11 protein-coding genes and 2 rRNA genes are annotated in these 21,328 nt (G+C 57.3%); 6 read left to right on the top strand and 7 right to left on the bottom strand.

Going from position 1 to position 21,328, the window contains the following annotated elements:
• Positions 1-470: 470 nt before the first annotated feature.
• Positions 471-1,052 (top strand): hypothetical protein, encoded by a 582-nt coding sequence (locus NZK35_RS21385; RefSeq protein ID WP_259634559.1) that lies wholly within the window; start codon positions 471-473, stop codon positions 1,050-1,052.
• 181 nt (positions 1,053-1,233) lie between these two features.
• Here the strand turns inward: NZK35_RS21385 and NZK35_RS21380 are convergent, their stop codons facing one another.
• The 3 genes from NZK35_RS21380 to NZK35_RS21370 all read right to left on the bottom strand — a co-directional run bounded on the left by NZK35_RS21380 (position 1,234) and on the right by NZK35_RS21370 (position 6,416).
• Positions 1,234-2,952: an Ig-like domain-containing protein gene (locus tag NZK35_RS21380; protein WP_259634558.1), complete on the bottom strand. Its 1,719-nt coding sequence runs from the start codon at positions 2,950-2,952 to the stop codon at positions 1,234-1,236.
• A 388-nt stretch (positions 2,953-3,340) separates the two neighbouring features.
• Positions 3,341-3,449 (bottom strand): 5S ribosomal RNA (rrf, locus tag NZK35_RS21375).
• Between the two features lie 119 nt (positions 3,450-3,568).
• Positions 3,569-6,416, bottom strand: a 23S ribosomal RNA gene (locus tag NZK35_RS21370).
• 142 nt (positions 6,417-6,558) lie between these two features.
• Here NZK35_RS21370 and NZK35_RS21365 point away from each other — a divergent pair.
• Entirely contained in the window at positions 6,559-6,918 is a 360-nt protein-coding gene (locus tag NZK35_RS21365; protein ID WP_259634557.1) for a hypothetical protein, read from the top strand.
• 199 nt (positions 6,919-7,117) lie between these two features.
• Here the strand turns inward: NZK35_RS21365 and NZK35_RS21360 are convergent, their stop codons facing one another.
• On the bottom strand, positions 7,118-7,462 hold the full coding sequence (locus NZK35_RS21360; RefSeq protein WP_259634556.1) for a hypothetical protein: 345 nt from the start codon (positions 7,460-7,462) through the stop codon (positions 7,118-7,120).
• A gap of 137 nt (positions 7,463-7,599) precedes the next feature.
• A complete protein-coding gene (locus NZK35_RS21355; RefSeq protein ID WP_259634555.1) occupies positions 7,600-8,970 on the bottom strand; it encodes a sulfatase family protein in 1,371 nt (456 codons plus the stop codon).
• Between the two features lie 375 nt (positions 8,971-9,345).
• On the opposite strand from NZK35_RS21355, the gene NZK35_RS21350 reads away from it, so the two are divergent.
• On the top strand, positions 9,346-9,780 hold the full coding sequence (locus NZK35_RS21350) for a VOC family protein (protein WP_259634554.1): 435 nt from the start codon (positions 9,346-9,348) through the stop codon (positions 9,778-9,780).
• Positions 9,781-10,269: 489 nt separating this feature from the next.
• A complete protein-coding gene (locus tag NZK35_RS21345) occupies positions 10,270-10,743 on the top strand; it encodes a VOC family protein (protein WP_259634553.1) in 474 nt (157 codons plus the stop codon).
• Between the two features lie 268 nt (positions 10,744-11,011).
• Here the strand turns inward: NZK35_RS21345 and NZK35_RS21340 are convergent, their stop codons facing one another.
• Positions 11,012-17,830 (bottom strand): DUF4347 domain-containing protein, encoded by a 6,819-nt coding sequence (locus tag NZK35_RS21340; RefSeq protein ID WP_259634552.1) that lies wholly within the window; start codon positions 17,828-17,830, stop codon positions 11,012-11,014.
• A gap of 340 nt (positions 17,831-18,170) precedes the next feature.
• Complete coding sequence (gene gdhA / locus NZK35_RS21335; protein ID WP_323379650.1) at positions 18,171-19,565, bottom strand: NADP-specific glutamate dehydrogenase; 1,395 nt, start codon at positions 19,563-19,565, stop codon at positions 18,171-18,173.
• 350 nt (positions 19,566-19,915) lie between these two features.
• Here gdhA and NZK35_RS21330 point away from each other — a divergent pair, with 350 nt between their 5' ends.
• Positions 19,916-20,386, top strand: coding sequence for a hypothetical protein (locus NZK35_RS21330; protein ID WP_259634551.1), 471 nt, complete (start codon positions 19,916-19,918; stop codon positions 20,384-20,386).
• Positions 20,387-20,528: 142 nt separating this feature from the next.
• Positions 20,529-21,257 carry a hypothetical protein gene (locus NZK35_RS21325; RefSeq protein WP_259634550.1) on the top strand — a complete coding sequence of 243 codons (729 nt, stop codon included), beginning with the start codon at positions 20,529-20,531 and terminating at the stop codon, positions 21,255-21,257.
• Positions 21,258-21,328: the final 71 nt, after the last annotated feature.

Raw genomic sequence — 21,328 nt, 5'->3', positions numbered from 1 at the left:
AGTGATAAAAGTCATGGGGGTTCCTGGGAGTGGGGATGAAATTCGACGCTTGAAGTTCGGATCGTCTGTTTCTTTCAGTATGACGATCCGGCTAGTCGAAGGACCAGAATTCTCCCTTGGTCTGCTCGACGGATCCAATGCATTCCCGTAATGCTTGGCATGCACGGGGTGCATCGGGGTTAGTGCAGCGCGTCACGCTGCAAGCATTTCTGCGTCTGACGGCGGGAGAATTGGGGGTCAAAAAATGGGCTGGTCAAAAAATGAAAGACCTCCGCCGCGGGATTGCTACCAGATCCCCCATTTGAGGATCCCGTTTTTTTTTTGACCAATTGATGCTTCGGCCGACAGCAGACATCAGACAGTGGACTATCGCCTGGTCACCCGCTGCGATGCTTGCTTTCGCCGGATTCACGCCCTAACCTCCGGGTGCTCGTAAAAAGAAGCCGAAGACTCTCCGGGAGCTGGAAGCCGTGGATACCGAACCGATCGCGTCCCCATCGGGCGGACCTTTAAACGAAGACCACTATCGTGAGCTGTTGGCAGCGACGAATTTGATCAAGCCGATTCGTCGCGCTGCACGCGTGGCGGCTTTCAACGGCTGGACAGTCGGATTCATCGCCGCGCTCTCGTTCCCATTCGCCTTCTTCGCACTCGATGGACTGGCGATCACGGTCGGTCTGTCGGCTGTCTGCTTTTTGGAACTCTGGGGACGTCGCAAACTGTTGAAACTTGACCCGTCGGCGACCACCTGGCTGGGCTGGAATCAGGTCGGCTTTCTGGCCCTGATCGTCGCTTATTGTCTCTGGATGCTGCTGGGCGAAGCGCCTGACATCAGTGCCAACCCCGAACTGTCCCGGTTGCTCGGTTCCGACGGCCAGCAGCTCTACCAGGCGTTGAACCTGACGGTTTACGGAGGCGTGATCGTGCTGAGCGTGATTTTTCAGGGCGGCAATGCGATTTATTACTTCACACGGCGCCGTTATCTGATGGCCTATCAGCAGCAAACATCACCGTGGGTGCGCGAGTTTTTCAAGATCATGTCAGTCGCGTAGTGAAGCACGATGGGGCTTGGTTGGCTGGGGATAGTCCCCTGACGCCTTCGGCGGGCGCGGCGGCGCTTCTGGGTGGGTGTGCTGAGTGCTGGCCAGGAGGACATAGGACCAATGGGACGAATGCGACCTATAAGTCCTATCGGTCGCATTGGTCTTATTCCCATCAGTTCGCGACCGACCACTACGGTGCGACCTTGCCCTGCTGCTCTGCTGCCTTCTTACGCCATTTCATCGATTCGTTCAGGTCTCCGGCTTTCACAAACGCATCGGCAACGATCGTGAAGGCTTCGGCCAACAGCTTGGGGTCTTGACGGTTCTTGCCTTCTCGAAAGGTCTTCGCAAATTCGTCCATCTTCTCGCGCACTTCCGGCAGTGCACAGATCCGTCGCCCTTCACGGGTGGAGCATCCAAAGACGACGCCGGCCAGTTTGTCCCACTCGCCCAAATGGTCCGTCCCCTTTCGCTGAACCGTCAACGTGATCTTGGAGCGTTCACCGGAGACCATTTCTATCTTTGTGTACCGACGCCCTAGAAAGGCGGGCAATTCATATCTATCGTCCTTGACCGCCAAGCTCTGTGATCCCTTCGGTAGCATCAGCGTGCCTTGACCCTTGCGATCGGTTTGGATTTCAAAGGGATAGCCGTATTCTTCACTGAGAAACGCCTCGTAATCTTTTTTTCCGTCACGAACGCGGATCATGTCTTCGCCACTTACAAGTGAATCACAGTAAACCTGAGATCCGTTATTCCACCATTGGATGTTGGGCCAAGAACCGACCCTGACGCCTTCGACTGGCTGCTCTTGCTCGTCCACAACGGTGATGTTACAGCGGAGTAACGGCTCCATGCGCAAGACGACCGGATCGCCCTGATCCGGGCGCATCACTTGGGCACGCAAGTAGGGGTCGGGATTGCGTGGATTGGAAACCTCCGGTGGTGCTTCGCCCGAGACACCGATGTATCCGTCGCAGATCCCCGCCAATTGGATTGCTTCGCCCGTCGGCCACACCGGGATCACGAAGTCGCCGTTCTCGGAGACCGGACTCCACGAATGAAATCCGGCGCGTTCGTAGTCGACTGTTGGATCCAGCGTCCAGCACACCACGCGACCATTACGGATCGGTCGCGGCACCGCCGGGTCCAACTGGCCTTTGATCGGAACGACTGGCTTCAGGTCAACCGCGATCTCGTTGCGCTGATCGGCTTTCAGATTGACGTCGACGATCCGGCTGGAATGGGTGATCTGATCATCGAGGACTCGCATCAGTAGCACGCTGGCATCGCCGATTTCCAAGGACGGAAACTTCAGCGTCTGCGAATCGACCGCTTCCATCACGCCCGGATCTTTCCAGCAACGGCTGTCCGACCAGTTGGCCACGATCAGATTTGGGTCGGCCGGCTTGCCGTCAATCATGGGGCGAACAAACAGATCTACGCCCGCTTTCAGCACCACCGGATCGGCCGTCTTCAAGTCATACGGAAGATCAAGGTGGACGGAACCTGCAAGGACATAGTCGGGATGGTCGATCGAGACGGAGACGCCGATGGTCTTCGTTTGCTCTTCCACATTGCGGAATTTCGGGTACTTAACGACAGCGATACCGTCTTGGTCAGTTCGCGTCGATGTCGGCTTGATTTCCGAGCGGTCTTCACCGTCGCTCCTCCAACTGCCATGTCCCTGACCGCTGCGTAGTGCCCACGGTGTCACGCGGGCACCGGTGATCGGTTGCCCCTCTTCGTCGACCACACGCAGCCGGAACGATTCGGTGGCCTGCATGACGGGGCCGGCTGAATCGCTGAGTAGCGAAAACGCAAGATCCGTCGTAGGTTCTTGGCCACCGACGGGGCTGATGGCGATGACGATGCAAAACAACCACTGAAGACCAATCGTACCCTTCATTGTCTCTCCACCCTTGATTGCAATTCGTAACCAGTCGACCATTCGATTCGGGCGTCGCGCCTGGTGTGCTAGCGAGCTAGTGCAATCGTAGTGCCTTCGGCCGGTGGTTGTCAATCAACCGGTTCATGTCGCTTACTGTGGTCACGTCGGCCCAGCGGTACGCCGGCCCACCTGGGCGGGCACGGACCGGTTTTCCGGGCGAGCGAGGGGAACTGGCAAGGGGAAATAGGACCGATGGGACGCATGCGACCTATGTGTCCTATCAGTCCCATTGGTCCTATAGCAGTGCACCATCCACGTGGTACCGCCAGCCGTTCGGGCGGGCGTACGATCGGCGCACCAAAAAAACCCTTCGACGGCAATCCGTCGAAGGGCTTTTAAAATTAAAAAATGGCGAGACCTACTTTCACGCTGGTGGGCACTATCATCGGCTCGGAAAGCTTAACTGCTGTGTTCGGGATGGGAACAGGTGGGACCTTTCCGATATGGTCGCCAAAGGACCGTGTGAGGGATATTTCGCCCAGCACACGGCCGGTTGTTTGGTAAATTGGCAGTTCGTTCGGCCTAATGCGTTATCCGAAGCGACGCATGACAGAATCATGAGTGCGGGATATCGATGGCCAACCCTTCGTCCGTTAGTACCGGTTAGCTGAACACCTTACGGCGCTTACACATCCGGCCTATCAACCTGGTCGTCTTCCAGGGGACTTTCGACAGTTGTCTACGAAACCTCATCTTAGAGCGGGCTTCACGCTTAGATGCTTTCAGCGTTTATCCTTTCCGAAGTTAGCTATCCAGCCGTGCCGCTAGCGCGACAACTGGTACACCAGAGCTTCGTCCAACTAAATCCTCTCGTACTAAAGTTGAATCTCTTCAAGTTTCGAACGCCCACGGCAGATAGGGACCGACCTGTCTCACGACGGTCTGAACCCAGCTCACGTACCACTTTCATTGGCGAACAGCCAAACCCTTGGGAGCTTCTACACCCCCAGGATGTGATGAGCCGACATCGAGGTGCCAAACCGCATCGCCGCTGTGGACGCTCGGATGCGATAAGCCTGTTATCCCCGGAGTACCTTTTATCTGATGAGCGATAACCCTTCCATTCGGGATTACCGGATCACTAAGGCCAACTTTCGTTCCTGCTCGAGTGATGGCTCTCGCAGTCAAGCACACTTCTACCTTTACGCTCTACGCCTGATTGCCGACCAGGCTGAGTGTACCTTTGCACTCCTCCGTTACTCTTTGGGAGGAGACCGCCCCAGTCAAACTGCCCGACTGACATTGTCCTTTGCCTGGATTCACAGGATCAAAGTTAGAATTAAAATATGACCAGGCTGGTATTTCAACAACGGCTCCTTCGACACTGGCGTGCCGAGCTCAAAGCCTCCCAGCTATCCTACACAAGACATATCTCAACCCAATATCAGCCTACAGTAAAGGTTCACGGGGTCTTTCCGTCTAACCGCGGGTACGTGGCATCTTCACCACGACTACAATTTCACCGGGTCGGTGGTTGAGACAGTGCTGAAATCGTTACGCCTTTCATGCAGGTCGGAACTTACCCGACAAGGAACTTCGCTACCTTAGGACCCTCATAGTTAGGGCCGCCGTTTACTGGGGCTTCGGTCGCCTGCTTCGCTTACGCTAACAGTCTTCCTTAACCTACCAGCACCGGGCAGGCGTCAGTCTCTATACATCCACTTGCGTGTTAGCAGAGACCTGTGTTTTTGATAAACAGTCGTTACAGCCGATTTTCTGTGGCCTCCAACAGCGTGAACCACCGGAGGCGCCCCTTATCGCGAACTTACGGGGCCATTTTGCAGAGTTCCTTAACCACCGTTCTCCCGAGCGCCTTAGAATACTCATCTCGCCTACCTGTGTCAGTTTTAGTACGGTCAGTTGCTTAACCTAGCAGCTTTTCTTGGACGTCCTTCCAATGACTTCGAGAACTTAAGTGCTCTCGAGCTACGCCTTGTATTACGCGGGTGATTTAATCCCCGCCAACTCGGCCTTCGCTACGGACATTTCTATTCGTACCGCTCACTTTCTGGACGCCGTCCCTGCATCGAATACACAACCGGCGAAGGAATGTTGACCTTCTGTCCATCGTCTACGCCTTTCGGCCTCGACTAAGGTACCGGCTAACCCTGGGCGGAATTGCCTTCCCCAGGAAACCTTAGGCTTTCGGCGAACAGGATTCTCACCTGTTTTATCGTTACTCATTCCGGCATAATCACTCGATGACCCCGACACCACTCGTTACCGTATGGCTCGTATCTGATCATCGACGCTCTCCTACCGCTTGTGCTAGGCACAAGCCCGCTGCTTCGGTGTAATACTTACTCCCGTTCATTATCGGCGCAGAAATGCTCGACTGGTAAGCTGTTACGCACTTTTTAAATGGTGGCTGCTTCTAAGCCAACATCCCAGCTGTCACAGCACTTCAACTTCCTTAGTGACTAAGTATTACTTAGGGACCTTAGCAGGCGATCTGGGTTGTTTCCCTCTCGACCCTGGAGCTTATCCCCCAGGGACTGACTGCCGAGATAATTTTACCGGTATTCGGAGTTTGGTTCGGTGGGGTACCCCGGGAAGGGCCCCCATCCGATTCAGTCTCTCTACCCCCGGTAAATAGTGGCTCGACGCTATCCCTCAAGATATTTCGGAGAGAACGAGCTATCTGCTGGTTTGATTACACTTTCAGTCCTCCCCACAGGTCATCCCCTCAGTTTTCAACCTAAGTGGGTTCGGTCCTCCACGCAGTTTAACCCACGCTTCAACCTGCCCATGGGTAGATCACACAGCTTTCGCGTCTGCAGCATACGACAATTTCGCCCTATTCAGACTCGGTTTCCCTTGGGCTTCGTGCTGGAAGCACTTAACCAAGCCGCATACCACAACTCGCCGGATCATTATGCAAAAGGCACGCCGTCACCCGTTCAAATCGGGCTCCGACCGCTTGTAGGCACATGGTTTCAGGTTCACTGTCCTCCCCTTGCAGGGGTTCTTCTCACCGTTCACTCACGCTACTGGTTAGCTATCGGTCATTAAGGAGTATTTAGCCTTGCGGGATGGTCCCCGCGGGTTCAGTCCAGGTTTCACGTGACTGGACCTACTCAGGTGCTGCTACGATGTGTGTTTATTTTCGTGTACGGGACTGTCACCCTCTGTGGCGGAACTTTCCTGAACCTTCCACTAACAACACACAATTCGATATTGCAGTCCTACAACCCCGGAAGGGAAACCCTTCCGGTTTGGGCTGTTCCGATTTCGCTCGCCGCTACTGACGGAATCGATTTTTCTTTCTCTTCCTCTGGTTACTTAGATGTTTCAGTTCACCAGGTTGGATTGGGTATCCCGGGATCATCGCTTGTTTGTCAACTCCCCCAGGCATTTCGCAGACTTCCACGCCCACACTCTTAATGCCAAGGCATCCCCCATGTGCCCTTGGTAGATTGGCCAACGAAATCCCGAACTCAACACTCGAACCAACCACGGCTGAAGCCGAGTCAATCCGACGCCAAGAATCGCAACTCGTCGTTGATGCTAATCACCATAACGATATCACATGACTGGAATGATTCGTCACAACACCGCAGTGCGATGCCACAACCAATCAATTCAGTATTCGCACAGAATCCTGTCAGATTCGCTTCTATTAGCCAGCACCGATCCACCAGGGTTAAGGAACCCGATGAGCCGACACTGGCAACGCTTATTCCGAAGAACTTTGTAGTCGCCGATCAATTCGATGAACTGATCGGCAGATTACTGATGCCAATTACCAAACAACCAAATTGTCAAAAATCAGTTCTCCGGCCCCACCCCGATAAGGTGCAGTCGAAGGACGCTGCGTTAGCAGCCGCCCGCCGCAGAACTCTGCGGCGGGCGGTCACTCACGAGCGAGGCGGGAAGATAGAGCCGACAGCCGTGGCCGTCAACCGTTCTTCACAAGAAAACTGACGAAACCTCCAAGAGGCCCGCGGACTGCTGCCGAGACCAGCGGAAAACCCGAGAAAAACGGCACAACTTACCGCCAAACCGGCCAATTGAGGGACCCGCGACGCTCCAAACGGACAGCCACGGGTGAACATGGGTGTGACCACGAATCGCAAGACTCGAAGTCACCCTCCCGTGTGCGGAGGGTCGCTTTGATAACGACTCACCAGGCACGGATCTCGGGCGGCTGTGCCGGATCGTCTGGCGGTTCCTGGGGCGTGACCATGCCGTCCACGACACCGTCCTCCGCATCGATTCGATTCATCACCTCCTGAAACTGCTCCGGCTCGACGAGGCGATTCTCGCGTAGGACGGTCAGCAGGCTCCGGCAGAGCAGTGCGAGTTCACCGACATGCTGTTCCAGCTGATCGATTCGCTTGGCTTGCTGATCGACTTGCTGAATATCGTGGGAGCGTGCGGCGCTACGTCGCCGGGCCGAGCGTTTTAGCTTCTCAATGTCGGCACGTCGCTTGTAATCGCTATCGAACAGATGGTCCCAAAAATCCATGTCGTGCGTCCAACTCCGCTGATCCGGAAAAGGAGGGGGCGAGTCGTTTCAGAACTCCCAAAAGCGTATTGTAGGCAATCCGCTTGCTTGCCGGGGAAAGCTCTGTTCTGAGCGTTTTGGCTGGATCGACACAGGATTCAGCGATCGTTCCAGTCCGCGCCGTCAGCCATCACACTGGCGTTGATCTCCAAGAGTTTCTTTTTCAACCGTTCCAACACCTCAGTCCGCTCCGCGGCCAAATCATGTTGCTGGCGTGGGTCATGCGTCAGATGAAACAGCTGGAAATTTCGGTAGTCGCCCGACCGGATGGCCGGAATCCACTGTTCCTGAAACATGTTGTTCGTCGACAGCTCGTAGTCGGGTTCCGCGACCAGCGAGTAGTCACCGTCTCGCATCGCCACGATGGGACGCGACTTCTGTAGGTGCCAGAACAACGGTTGATGCCGAGTGAATGCCGTCGGGTTCCCCGTCAACACAGCCGACAGGTCCGATCCGTCCAGGTGGCGTCCCGCCGGAGGATCGATTTGCAGCAGCCCGCAGAGCGTCGGCAAGACGTCGACCAGGCAGGCGGGCTCCTCTGCGACGGCCCCCTCGGGAATCGTTCCCGGCCAAGAAAAGATTCCCGGCACCCGGATGCCGCCTTCCCAGTTGACTCCCTTGCGGCCTCGCAGCCCGCCGGTTCGTTCATCCAGGTAGCTGCCGTTGTCCGAAGCATAAACGAACAGCGTGTTTTCAAACTGTTTCATCTTCTTGAGTTTTGCAAACAGCCGACCGATCGCGCGATCGGTGTTGTCGATCGTCCCCGAATAAATGGCTCCACGCTCATCTAGCTTTCCGTATTGAGAAACCAGTTCATCCGGTGCCGCGATCTTTTGATGCGGTTCGTGAAACCAGACGTTCAAGAAAAACGGTGCGTCCGGTCGGCGATGCCGATCCAGCCAGTCGATCGCTTCATCCACAACAATCTGGCACGAATAGCCTTCCATCACGCCCACCGGCTCACCATTGCGAATAAAATTCTCCGGGTTGCGGTGGCTCGGCAAGGCGTTGTTGTCGGTGGCGAACCAGTAATCGAATCCGTGATCGCGCGGCGTCGGCTTCTTGCGATCGGCGGTCGGCAAACCGAGGTGCCATTTGCCGAAGTGCGCCGTCGCATACCCCGCGTCGTGCAACTGCTCGGCCAACGTGACCTCGCGCTCCAGCAGATGCGACTTCTGGCTGTCGTTGTGAATCCAGCTATAAACGCCGGTGCGGATATGATGCCGTCCGGTCATCAAGGTCGCGCGCGAGGGCGAACAGACGGCGCACCCGGAATAAAAGTTGGTGAATCGCATGCCCCGATCGGCCAAGCCATCCAGTACGGGAGTCTTGACGGGACCGCCGTAACAGCCGATGTCCTGGTACCCCAAATCATCGGCCAACAGGATGACGACGTTTGGGCGATCGGCCGCACCGCAACGCGTCGTGACGAGGGACAAAAACAAGAAGGCAAAACAGACAAAACGCATGTCGGAGGAATCCCGATTTGATTGGAAAGTTGCGAGGCGCGGAGATTGCATCAGCCGCCGACCGCAATCACCAAGCGTCAGCGGCGTCCGGCAGCAGTACTTTACCATGATTGCCGGACGAATCGCTCGACTCGCACGACGACAAAAGGCGGTCATTCTGACACTTCTCGCTGAACGCCACCACATTTGATTCAAAACGCCTGTTGGACGACGGGGAATGGGTCAAAAACGTTGGCGGTCAGAAAATGAAGAGTTCCGCCAGGGGGAAGCAGAGATTATTCGTTGGGAACCCCAACGAGACAGTGAATCGACAACTGCGGTTCAGCACGGCTGGTGTGCGGTGTCTCTTTTCTTATTTTTTGACCAACTAATTTTTTGACCAACCTTCGTGCCCATCGCATCGCAACGAGCGACGCCATCGTGCAACCCTATCTGTTTTTCGGCGGGCGATGCGAAGAGGCTCTGGAATTCGACCAACAGGCGATCGGCGCGACGGTTTCCATGATGATGCGGTTCAGCGAGAGCCCCGATCTGGTCACCGCAGTACGGCATGGTCACCGACAAGTTCGGCGTCGGATGGATGGTGATGGTTCCCGGAGAGCCGCGAACGTCCGACGTTTAATCGCTTTGCTCGACCCCATAGGCACCAACACGGAACACAATCAAATGAAATACATGCTGCTCATCTATGGCGACGAGAACTGCTGGACCGACGACCAACGACGCGAGTGCATGTTAGAATCGATGACGATCTCGATGAAGCGATTGCGATCGTCGCTCGCCTGCCGCCGGCAAAACTCGGAACGGTAGAGATTCGACCGCTGTTCCCCAAACCCGATGTCCCTGCCGGTACCTCGGCAACAAACGAACGTTTCACGGACTCCTCTCTCCAACCCTAAACCCGATGCTGGAGTCACACGATGAGTCGCAATCCCGTCGGCTGGTTGGAGATCGATGTCGAAGACCTCGATCGAGCAAAAGCGTTTGATGAGGCGGTGTTCAAAGTTGAATTGACACGTCTTGACGCGCCCACCGCTGAACTTCGGATGCTCGCGTTCCCCGCGGATTTGGAGGCCGCAGGCTCAATCGTGAAAGCGGAAGGCTGCGCGCCCAATGGGGAACGGCACGCTCGTCTACTCTTCCTTTCAAGACTGTGCCGACGAAGCCTCTCGGGTCGAATCGGCAGGCGGTAAAATCCACAAACCCCAATTCTCCATCGGCCCTTGCGGATTCATCGCGTCGGCGATCGACACCAAAGGCAATGTGATCGGCCTCCACTCACCCACCTAGAATCCAAACATGCAATTCAAACAAAAGCTCACGCCGTGTCTCTCGTATATCGACCGGGCCGAAGAAGCGGCGTCGTTTTACGTCTCGCTGCTGCCAGACGGGAAGGTTCTGCAGACCGTCAAGACTCCTCTAAATGACGCCGTGTTGTCGGTCGAATTTGAGCTGGCAGGAACGACCTTCGTCGCGCTCAACGCGGGGCAGAACTGGAAATTCAGCCCGGCATTTTCACTGGTGTTGGCCTGCGAGTCGCAGGACGAAATCGACGCCATGTGGGACGGATTGACAGCCGACGGAGGCAACGAGGTCGCCTGCGGCTGGCTGCAAGACAAGTTCGGCACGTCATGGCAAATCGTGCCATCGCGGTTTCGGGATTGGCTCGACAGCGGTGACGCAGCGGCGATTCAACGGATGTTCGAGTCCTTGTGGCAAATGAAAAAACTCGACATCGAGACGCTGCAGCAAGCGTTCGACGGCAATCTCTAGTCCTCCGTAACGAACGGAAAGTGGCCGGGAATGGGATTGCACTGCTTAGTTCCGTGATCGGAATGAACACATCTGAAGTTGAATCGTGCCGTGGCGATCGCGATGCGTGACGACGTCGCTCGCTACCGGCTTGGCGATCATCGATGGCTTTCCACAGTCGCATCGCCGCCATCGCCAGACGCCGGCCTTGGCGACAGGGCTGGCAAAACGATGAAGTGGCAGACCGTGTCCCAATCCTTCTTGTCTCCTTGTCTCCCCATCTGATTGATCAGAGAGCCGAAGCCTCCACCTCTGATTCTGCCGACTCGTTTTTTTCTCGTTCGCTTTCGCTTTTGTCGAGCATCTCTGCCAATGAGTCATCGTCGGCCTCGTCCTCGTCATCCAGTTCGTCGAGGACCAGCAGCGGATCGACGAAGCTCCATGCCGGCAGGTGCGCCAACAAGCTGGTCGCCAACAGACCGCCGCGGACCGTCCAGACGACGTAGCCGACGGAAAGAGCACTTGAGACGCCCGCGAAGGATCCTGCAAAGACGTAGGGTGTGTTAAATCCCTCGTTGATTTCGCCTTGCATGTCTTCCATGTCGCTCCACAGCAGTTTGCTGTCGAACCGCCCAATTCCAAGCACCGAACCGGTCGATCGTATCGAGTCCGAATGACGCATACGACCGACGTGGTCGACTTGCGTCGGGGACGAACCGCGGCTTTCGTCGTGACGCTGCTCGGTTTCGGTCCGTTCTGCCAGCCGCTGCGGGATCACGCTGATCGTCAGAATTTCTTCGGCTCTGGTTTGGACAACGCCACGTCCTAGATCGACCAACGGCGCATCAGGCTCTGGCCCCATCACGGTCACTGGGGTGTACGTTTCTTCCACCGGCTCTGTTTCCTCGTCGCTTTCTTCTTCGGCCGGCGGTTCTTCGGGGACTTTCTCGGGCTCCGGTTCGGCATTCGCACTGGCAAGGTCGGCCGGACTGATCGGCAACAGCACTTCGATCACCACCGTCGCGGGCGCGCTCGTCGCAGAGCCATCGGTGACGGCATAAGAAAAGGTGACGAATCCAGAGAACGAGGCGACCGGTATGAATTGAAAGGATCCGTCAGCCCCCAACGTCAACGTTCCAGAGGAAGGCCCACTGACGGGAACGACGCTGATCGCGTTTCCGTCGACGTCAAAATCGTTCGCCAACAATCCACCTGCCCCGACGGTCAACTTGCTGTCCGGATACATCGTGAATTGGTCGTTTACCGCAACCGGTGAATCGTTGACGCTCAGGATGTTGATGTTGACCGTCTCGGTTGTCGACACGATCAAATCGCTCGCTTTGAGTGAAAGCGTGTCGACGCCGTTGACATTCGGGTTGCCCAGATACGTCAGCCCATTGGCGGCGGCCAGCGTCGTGTTCAACTGGGCGAGCGTCGCGGTGACGGTCACTGATGAACTGCCGTTGCCAACAATGTCCGACGCGGTGACGCCACCGGCGACCGTGGTGTCCAGGGTCAAGGTCCCGCGAGCGACATTCATGGCGAATTGCACCATCCCCGCACCGATGTCGGTATCGCTGACGCTGATCCCATTGATCGACCAGGGCGTGTCTTCTGTCGGCGTCTGCGTTCCCGGCGCGTTGATCGTTGGGGCAGAGTTGATCGAGGTGACGCTGATCGTCGCGTTCGCCACGTTGCTGGCGGAAATCCCATCGTTGGCGACGATGTCAATGACGCGTGCCGTCGTGTTGGGCGACACTGATGTATTCAGGTAGCGAATCGATCGTAACACTTGTTGATAATTGGCGACCGAATCGGTTCCCGTCAGCGTCAGGGTTCCACCGGCGTAGGAGGCGGTGATACTGGTTCCCGAAGTATCGGCGGACAAGGATTCACTGCTCCCGTCCAGCGGATTGATCAGGGTCGCGGTCAATGAAGTCAAATTCGCCGAGTCGACGTCGTTGAGGTTGGCGTCTGAAAAATCACTGATTCGCACGGCACCGCCGCCTTCGACATAGGTTGTCTGGAATCCAGTGCCGCCCGTTCCGCTTGAATCGTTGGCGTCCAGGTCCAGGGTGGGCGCATTGTTGGTCGTCGTGATCGACACCCTGGCCGTCGCGATGTTGCTGTTGGCCGCCCCGTCATTGGCGACAAACTGAATCACCCGCGTCGTCGGGTTGGGGACCAGTGAGATGTTGTCATACCGCACCGTCCGCAACACCTGTTCGTAGTTCGCGACCGAATCGACTCCCGTCAGTGTCAGCGTTCCGGCCAGGTAGGTCGCTGAGATTGAGGTCCCGCTGGTGTCGGCACTCAGCGATTCGGCGATGCCGCCAAGCAAGTTGGTGATGGTGATGGTCAATGACGAAAGGCTGCCGCTGTCCAAGTCACTCAGGTCTGCATCCATGGAGTCAGCGATCCGCACGGCGCCACCGCCTTCGATGAATGCCACGTTAAAGTCGGCGCCGGTCGCACCGCTGGAGTCGTTGGCATCCAGGTCTAGGACCGGGGCGTTGTTGACAGCGCTGATGCCCACGATTGCACTCCCCTTATTGCCATTGGCGGATCCATCGTTGGCAACAAAATGGATAACACGCGTGGATGGGTGGGGCGCTGCGGATAAATTGTTGTACCGAATGGTACGAAGAACTTGTTGGTAATTGGCAACGCTGTCGGAACCTGAAAGCGACAGGACGCCCCCGGAGAAACTGGCCCCGATGCTGGTCCCCGTCGTGTCGGCGGTCAAAGTCTCAGCAACCCCATCATGAGGGTTGGTGATCGTGACGACCAGCGAGGTCAGATTGGTGGAATCGACGTCCGTCAGTACGGCGTCGGCCGCGTCGGCGATCAGGACCGCTCCACCACCCTCGACGAAGGTTGCCCCATAGTCCGCCCCGCTTTCGCCGCTGGAATCATTTGCGTCCAAGTCCAACGCGGGGGCGTTGTTGGTCGCCGTGACGGTGAGATTGGAGACGATTCCGGTACTGGCCGTTCCGTCGCCAACCGAAATGCTCAGCACGCGCGTCGTCGTATTGGGAGTTTGGGACAGATTTTCGTAGCGAATCGATCGCAAGACTTGCTGATAGTTGGCGACCGAGTCGGAATTGGTCAGCGACAGCACGCCGGCGGCGTAACTGCCCAGGATGCTGGTTCCGCTGGTGTCAAAGGTCAACACTTCGCTGGCACCGTCTTGGATGTTGGTGATGGTGACGGTTAACGACGTCAGATTGGCGTTGTCGACATCATCGATGACGGCGTCAGCCAGGTCGGCGATCCGGACCGCTCCAGCCCCTTCGACAAACGCAGCGTTGTAGCCGGATCCAGTGGCCCCACTCGAATCATCGGCATCCAAATCGATGTCTGGGGCATCGTTTTGGGCCGTGACGTTCAGCTGAATCAGTCCATCGGCGGGCCCGGCTGTGACGGCATCTTCGATGTGAACGGTGATCTGCGAGTTGACGTCGTTGTCGGTGGCCGGGGTAAAGGCCACGGCGGCCAGGGCGGCGTTGACGTCGGTGACCGTTCCGCTGACCTGCCAGACGCCCGTTCCGGTGACATAGGTGCTGGTCGATGCCCCGAACGTCCCCGTCGTCAGCGCACCCGTGGCGGGCAAATTCAACGTCAGCGTGGCGGTGATTGTCTCTCCGCTGTCAGCATCCGTCACCACGATATCATTGATCGCGACGGTCGAGTCGTCTTCGGTATACCCGATCACCTGGTTCATGTTTGTCGCCAGCGGAGCGACATTGCTGGTCACAACGGTGACTTGGTGCGCCGGCGTGAACGTCAGTTTGTCGGTCAGCGTCAGTCCGTCGCCGCTGGAAACAATGGTATCGATGTAGTTTCCCGCGCTGTCGTATCGAATCAGTTCCGCTTGGTCACTGCTGACGACATACAGATTGCCATCGGCCCCCCAACGGATTCCGCCGGGACCGTCAAGACCTCCCAGTCCGCTGGTGACGAAGGTTCCCAAGGACGCGCCGCTCGTCCCGTCATACTTCAGCACCGCGTTGCTATTGGCCGAGCCGACGTACAGATGTCCGTCGGGGCCGAAATCGAATCCCCGCGGTCCATTGAGCCCACCGGCGCCGGTGACAATAAACGCGTCGATGAACGCGCCTGTCGTACCGTTGTAGCGAAGAATGCTGTCGGAAAAGTCACTTGCCACATACAGATGTCCGTCCGGACCGAACATCAAATCGCTCGGCCGATCCATGCCTCCCAGCCCTGCAGTGACAAACACATCGATGAACGCGCCTGTCGTACCGTCGTAGCGAAGGACCTGGTCGGTCGATCGGCTGGCGACATAGAGATTGCCGTCGGGACCAAAGGCCAATCCCGTGGGATGGTCGATCCCGCCGCTGCCCGCACTGATGAATTCACTGACAAACGCCCCCGAGTCGGGATCATAGCGTCGGACGTTGTCGGAGAATTTCCCGCCCACGTAGAGCAGCCCGTCGGGACCGATCTCGACCCCGCCGCCGCCCTGAAGTGCCGGCGAGCTGCCGATCACGGTTTCGTATGCGCCGGTCGAAGCATCATAGCGATAGACAGGATTCGAGTTATTGGTCGTCAAAAACAGATCGCCGGACATCCAAGTCCCATCCTCGTCGGTCGCAGAAACCAGAATATTGTGCGTCAATCCCGCAACGGTGTAGGTGTGTGTCACGCTGGTCGCCGAACCTGCATACACATTATTCGTACCATCACCCCAATCGACGCGCCATTGAGTCAGCGTGTCATCGCCGGGATCCGTCGCCGCCAGATTCAACGTGTACGTGGCGTTTTGAAGGACGCTTGCGTTGCCCGTGGCCGACAAGGCCGGTGCCGAATTTTGCACGGTGACGGTCGTCGTCTGTGTCTCGATTCCACCGCGGCCGTCATCGACTCGCAGACCAATCGTGTGCGTGCCGTTGTCGTTGATTCCGAAACTGGCGAGCGTCGCCCAATTGACCACCGCGGTCGCGGTCAAGGGTTCGTTGGTCTCGCCAAAGAGTCCGTCGTTGTCCAAATCCCAAGCGTAGGACAACGTGTCGCCGTCGGCGTCCGAAGAGTTGGACCCGTCCAGTGTAAGCGAGTCGCCTTCGTTGATCGTGTACGGTGCACCGGCGGTCAAGTCAGCGACGGGGGCCGTGTTGGCTCCGGTCGTCCCGTATTGGCGAAGAAAAATGCCGGAGCCGTCTTCGTGCCCGACTTGGTCACCTTTGCCACTCCACGCAACCACAAAATTGTTGAGATCGTGCATCGCCACCGATGCGTTTTCCTGCGTCTGGCCTCCCGTCACACTGGCCTGCAGCTCGCCGGAGATCGAGACATTGGAGGAATCGTAGGTTCTGTAAAAAGCCCCCACGCCATTCTGGTCCGCCGCCGTGTAGCTAATGATGTAATTCCCGGCCTCATCCATTGCGATCGAGGGCTCGACACTTTGGGTCGTCCAACTCACATCGTCGGGAGTAGACATGACGTCGTCGTCTTGAATCAGACGCTGCCAAATCCCTTCCTCCCCCGCCTTGTTTTCGCGATACGCGATGACGTAATTGTCACTGGGCATCACAGCGACCGTAACCTGGCTCCCGTCCGAGCCGGCGACATTTAGATCCAGTTTGCTCGCCACCGCAGTCCCCGAACCATATTCGTACTTGCGACCGTAAAGGTCGGCGCCGTCCTTCCAAACAACCACAAATCGGCCACCATCATTGATGTCGATTGCGGCGTCCGTCGCGGTGGCAACCGTATCAACGGTCAGCAAGGTCGTTGCCAGTTGATCGCCGACCGGTGTGGATGTGAAATCAAAGTTCCGGGCGTAGATGCCTTCTGATGCTCCGTCACTTTCCCACGAGATCACAATCTGATTCGCGCTGTTACTCGCAATCGAGGCGTTGGTTTGATTCCCCGATTCCTGTCCCGCGTTGACCAAGATGTCCGCGCTGTCGATCGCCGTTCCGGATGCATCAAACCGCCGGACATAAATGCCCGTTCCATCCGCGTCGGAGGAAACGAAGGCGATGGCAAACCGTCCGGTGTCGTCGGCCGTGACAACCGGAAGCGTCTGATCACCGGGGGTACTGACGTTGACTTGAAACTCGACGCCCAGTTTTGAACCCGAGGAGTCGAATCGCTGGGCCATCACCGCCGTACCGCTTCCGTCGTAGGCGGCATCGACCCAGGCGACGATCGTATTGCCAAGACCATCGACCGCAACGGCCTGGTGTGCGTTGTAAAGCGTTTGAACGCCTGTCGTTGTCGAGTTGACCAACAGTTCGCTGGTTGGTGATATCTCCGGCGTCGTCAGTAATCCTATCCAACTGGGTCCGGCGAAGTCACTCAGTAACACCCTCGATTCGATGTTGCCTGAACGAAATTCCAGATCCCAGTCGCCGCCCAGCGATGCATGTCCGGTGTCGTCGGTGGACGCTGCCACATCCGCGCCGGTCAATGCCGCAAGGGCTTCCAACATCGCCACGCCCGAATCCGTTTCCGCCAGCTCGCATCCGTACAACAGCAAGTCCGCTTCGTCGGTCAGCGACGCCTGCCAATGGGCAAAGTCGCCGGCGTACCCGGCCAGGTTTCCGCCATCCAGCGTCGAGTTGCCCAGACGCAACTTGGCATCGTTCCCGTGAGACAACAGATGAATGGCGTCCACGTCTTCGTAGCCGCTCAAGATCTCGCTGATCTGCTCGACGCCGTCACGTGACCCGTCGAGCAAGTAGATTTCCAGATCCGCAGCATCATTGCTCGCGCGCAAGTCATCGATCAGCTGTTGGTGATCCTCGACCCCCGCGTCGACGAAGACCAACTGCAATCGAGATGTCCGTTGTCCGTCATTTGATTCTGACCCGCCGGATGTTGAGCTCGAGGTTGATGTCGAGGTGGCGACGTCGACCACCAACGGCTCCGCCTGCCCAGAGTCCACCTCCACATCGTCGACGACCGGCGGCGTGATCGGAGTCGCACTGAATAGCAGTCGTTTTTCAAGAACCGCTGCATCGAGTAGGTATTTTCCCGCCCCTTTCGATGACCGATCGGAAGACGAGGCGCGAGAGAGCCAATTTGAAATCGACCAGAGCATGAAGTTCGGCTCGACAGAGTGCGGAAATGCGGTGACCACGTTCTTGAAATGTAGGTCCGATTCGCTCTGTGCCGGCAAAAAACGTGGGCTGTGGATCCGTCAATCACACCGGTCAATCCGATTGTCTTGCTTTTGGCTCATTGACCAAGGGGCACCCCCCGCCCATCCAGGGCGCGTGCCAAGCGGCAAACGAAAGGTGGCCAAGAGCAGATTTCGCGGGAGATGGCAGAATGATTTGGGGCAGAATAATGGGAGAATCGAGGATGCCCGACTCAGCCTCCAACGGGATGCGTCATCGTGTTGCCCCTTATTGTTTTGCCGCGCGCCCTGTCTTCATCATTCTGCCCCGTATTATCCTGCCTCCTTTTCCGCCATCCGCTCACACGACGCCGTAGGCCAACATGGCGTCGGCGACCTTTTGAAAGCCGGCGAGATTGGCGCCGCGGACGTAGTTGGTGTAGCCGTCGGCATCTCCGTTGGAGACGCACTTGGCGTGGATTTCACGCATGATCGTTTTCAGCCGACTATCGACTTCGTCCCGCCCCCACGACATCCGCACTGCGTTTTGGCTTTGTTCCAAACCGGAAACCGCGACGCCGCCGGCATTGGCAGCCTTGGCCGGGCCGAACAAGACGCGTGCATCGAGAAAGGCGTGGACACCGGCCAACTCGGTCGGCATGTTCGCACCTTCAGAAACGGCCTTCACACCGTTGCCGATCAGCGTTTTCGCCTCGTCGACGTTCAGTTCATTCTGTGTCGCGCACGGGAATGCCACGTCACAGGGAACACCCCATGGTCGCTGGCCGGCGTAAAAGCTCGCCTCCTTGTACTTTTCCTCGTACTCGGCAATCCGCCCTCGGCGAACCTCTTTCAGGTTCTTGAGAAATGCAAGTTTCTCGGCATCAATTCCCGCCGGATCGTGTATGAATCCTGCTGAATCAGACATCGTGACCACCTTTCCGCCCAACTCGTGCGCCTTCTCAGCGGCATAGATCGCGACGTTCCCCGAACCCGACACGGCGCACGTTTTCCCTTTGATGCTGTCACCGGAATGGTTCAGCATGTTCTCGCAAAAATAGACACAGCCGTACCCGGTGGCTTCGGTGCGCACCAGGCTTCCGCCGAACGCCAGCCCCTTGCCCGTCAGCACTCCGACGAACCGATTTTGCAGCCGTTTGTATTGGCCGAACAAGTAGCTGATTTCTCGCGCGCCGACACCGATGTCACCGGCGGGAATGTCGGTGTCTTCGCCGATATGCCGATGCAGTTCGATCATCAACGATTGACAGAAACGCATCACTTCGCGATCGCTCTTGCCTTTCGGGTTGAAATTGGCTCCGCCCTTGGCACCTCCCATCGGCAACCCCGTCAACGAGTTCTTGAAGGTCTGTTCGAAGCCCAAGAACTTCAGTTCGCCAAGGTTGACGTTGGGATGGAATCGCAGGCCGCCCTTGTAAGGCCCGATGGAGTTGTTGAATTGAACGCGCCATGCGCGGTTGACGCGAACATTCCCTGCGTCATCTTCCCAGGTGACGCGAAAGATGACGATCCGATCCGGCTCGGTCATGCGTTCGAGAATCTGAGCCTTCTGATATTGCGGGTTCTGCTGCACGAAGGGCATCACCGATTCGATGAACTCACGCACCGCTTGATGAAACAGCTTCTGTCCCGTATTGCGTTTCTTGAGTCCGAGCATGAAGCACTCGGTATCCACGCACGCTTCCGTCCAAGCCGTTTTGCCGGTCTCGGCCGGATCAATGATTCCATCTGCCACTGTTTGACTCCCCCGGTACTTGGTTCACGGTTATATGCCCACCCGCCCAATCGCTCCGCCTTTGGATCGAGACGGCGAACAGGAATCAACATATCGCAAACGTCTCGCCGCCGTCTTCATCAAGACGAACGAAAAAGGGTCGACAAAGTGAAAAGAGTCAGAAGCAGATTTCGCGAGAGAAATGGCAGAATGATTCGGGGCAGAATCATGAGAGAACCGACGGAACTCGACTCAGCGTCCGATCGGACGTCCCATCGTTTTGCCCCTCATCGTCTTGCCCCCCGCCCCCGGTGCCTTCATCATTCTGCCCCATGTTGATCTGCCTCCTTTCACCCTGCCCCCGATTCATCATGAAACACATCACCCAACTCTGCCTGGTCGCCTGCGTCTGTGTCTGCGGGTCCACTCTCGCCGAAGTCCCTTCGAGCTCTCCCCAGAAAACCGAGCCGCCGCAATTTTCTCCCGCAGACCTGGCCGAGGTTCAAGGAACGTGGGTCCGGACCGTGAAAACCGATGCGGGCACGTACACGATGACCAAGGAACATCGCGGCAACGAAACGACGCTGACGATCACGAGTAGCGATGACCGAGTCGTCGAATCGAAGACATCCGAGTTCCGCTTGGAGACCACCGGCAAGGTGCGGATCTTTACGTTTTTCAACAACCGATTCACCGCCGGGGCAAACCGGGGACGCACAGCAAACGCACCGCAGTCTTACATCTATCGAGTGACCGACGACACATTCGTCGAGGTTCGAGGCATGCTGATCGCCGACGACAGCAAGCCGGCGGTCGTCACGTGGAAGCGTGTGCAAGAGTGAACTGTCGCATCAGGACCTATTTCTGTCAGGGTGGGGGTTTTCCTTGCCCTTCGGCCCGCTGATTGAAGCGTTGAGCTAGGTTTCCATACCGAGCATCGGTTTGGGTGCCCGGGTTCTTCCCAGCTGCACCACTACGACAACCATGAATCACCCGACGCCGACCGACTGCGATCCGACTCCCTACACCGCTCCCATGGCAGTCGACGTGCCGGCCAAACCGCGACGCAATTGGCTGCTGATCACCTTGATGGTCCTGTTTGTGGGCCCGATCGCACTGATGGTCGGAATCGTCTTCTTGCTGGCGTTCGTCGCGGCCCTCGGTGGAGCGGTGGACCATGATCAAGCGTCGATCCCGGCGGAAGCCACGCTGGTGTCGTCGCGATCGACGGGCGTGGGTGTAACGAATGTTTCACCACCGACTTCGTTTGACTTGAACGGACAGGTTTTCGCACTGAAGTTTGTCGCCGACAAAGAATCGTCGGGAACCCTGAACGAATACGTCCCCGAGGGCGAGACGTTGGAGCGTTGGAGCAAGATGATCGCCTTTCGCGACCAACCGATCGATGCCGAGCCGGCTGCGATGGCAGAGGCCATGGCCGATTCACTATTGGAGATCAACCCGCAGGCACCTTACGCGATCTGGCACAGCGAGGATGGCTCGAGGAGCGGCATCGACTTCGCGACGTGGCAAGGTGACATCGCTGAATTCAATGTCTTCGTCTACGCCCGATCGCCCCGCGGCAAGCGGATCGTTAGCTGTCAGTACGCCGAACGAGCCTACGGCGACCAGATGGAGCCGTTTCTGGACGGTTTGCCCCAGCGTCGTCGCGGTCTGATCGTGCAAGCCGCATCGCTCGGTTTCCAGTATTGACTGGGAAACAGTGAGGGCTGCAGCGGACGGCGAGCCGCGCACTCCGGGCTAGAGCCCAATACCGCTAAGTT

The organism is Stieleria sedimenti (genome assembly GCF_025060895.1).
Lineage (GTDB): Bacteria > Planctomycetota > Planctomycetia > Pirellulales > Pirellulaceae > Stieleria > Stieleria sedimenti.
The sequence above is the reverse complement of the archived record's forward strand: the minus strand, read 5'-3'. Positions and strand labels throughout refer to the sequence as shown.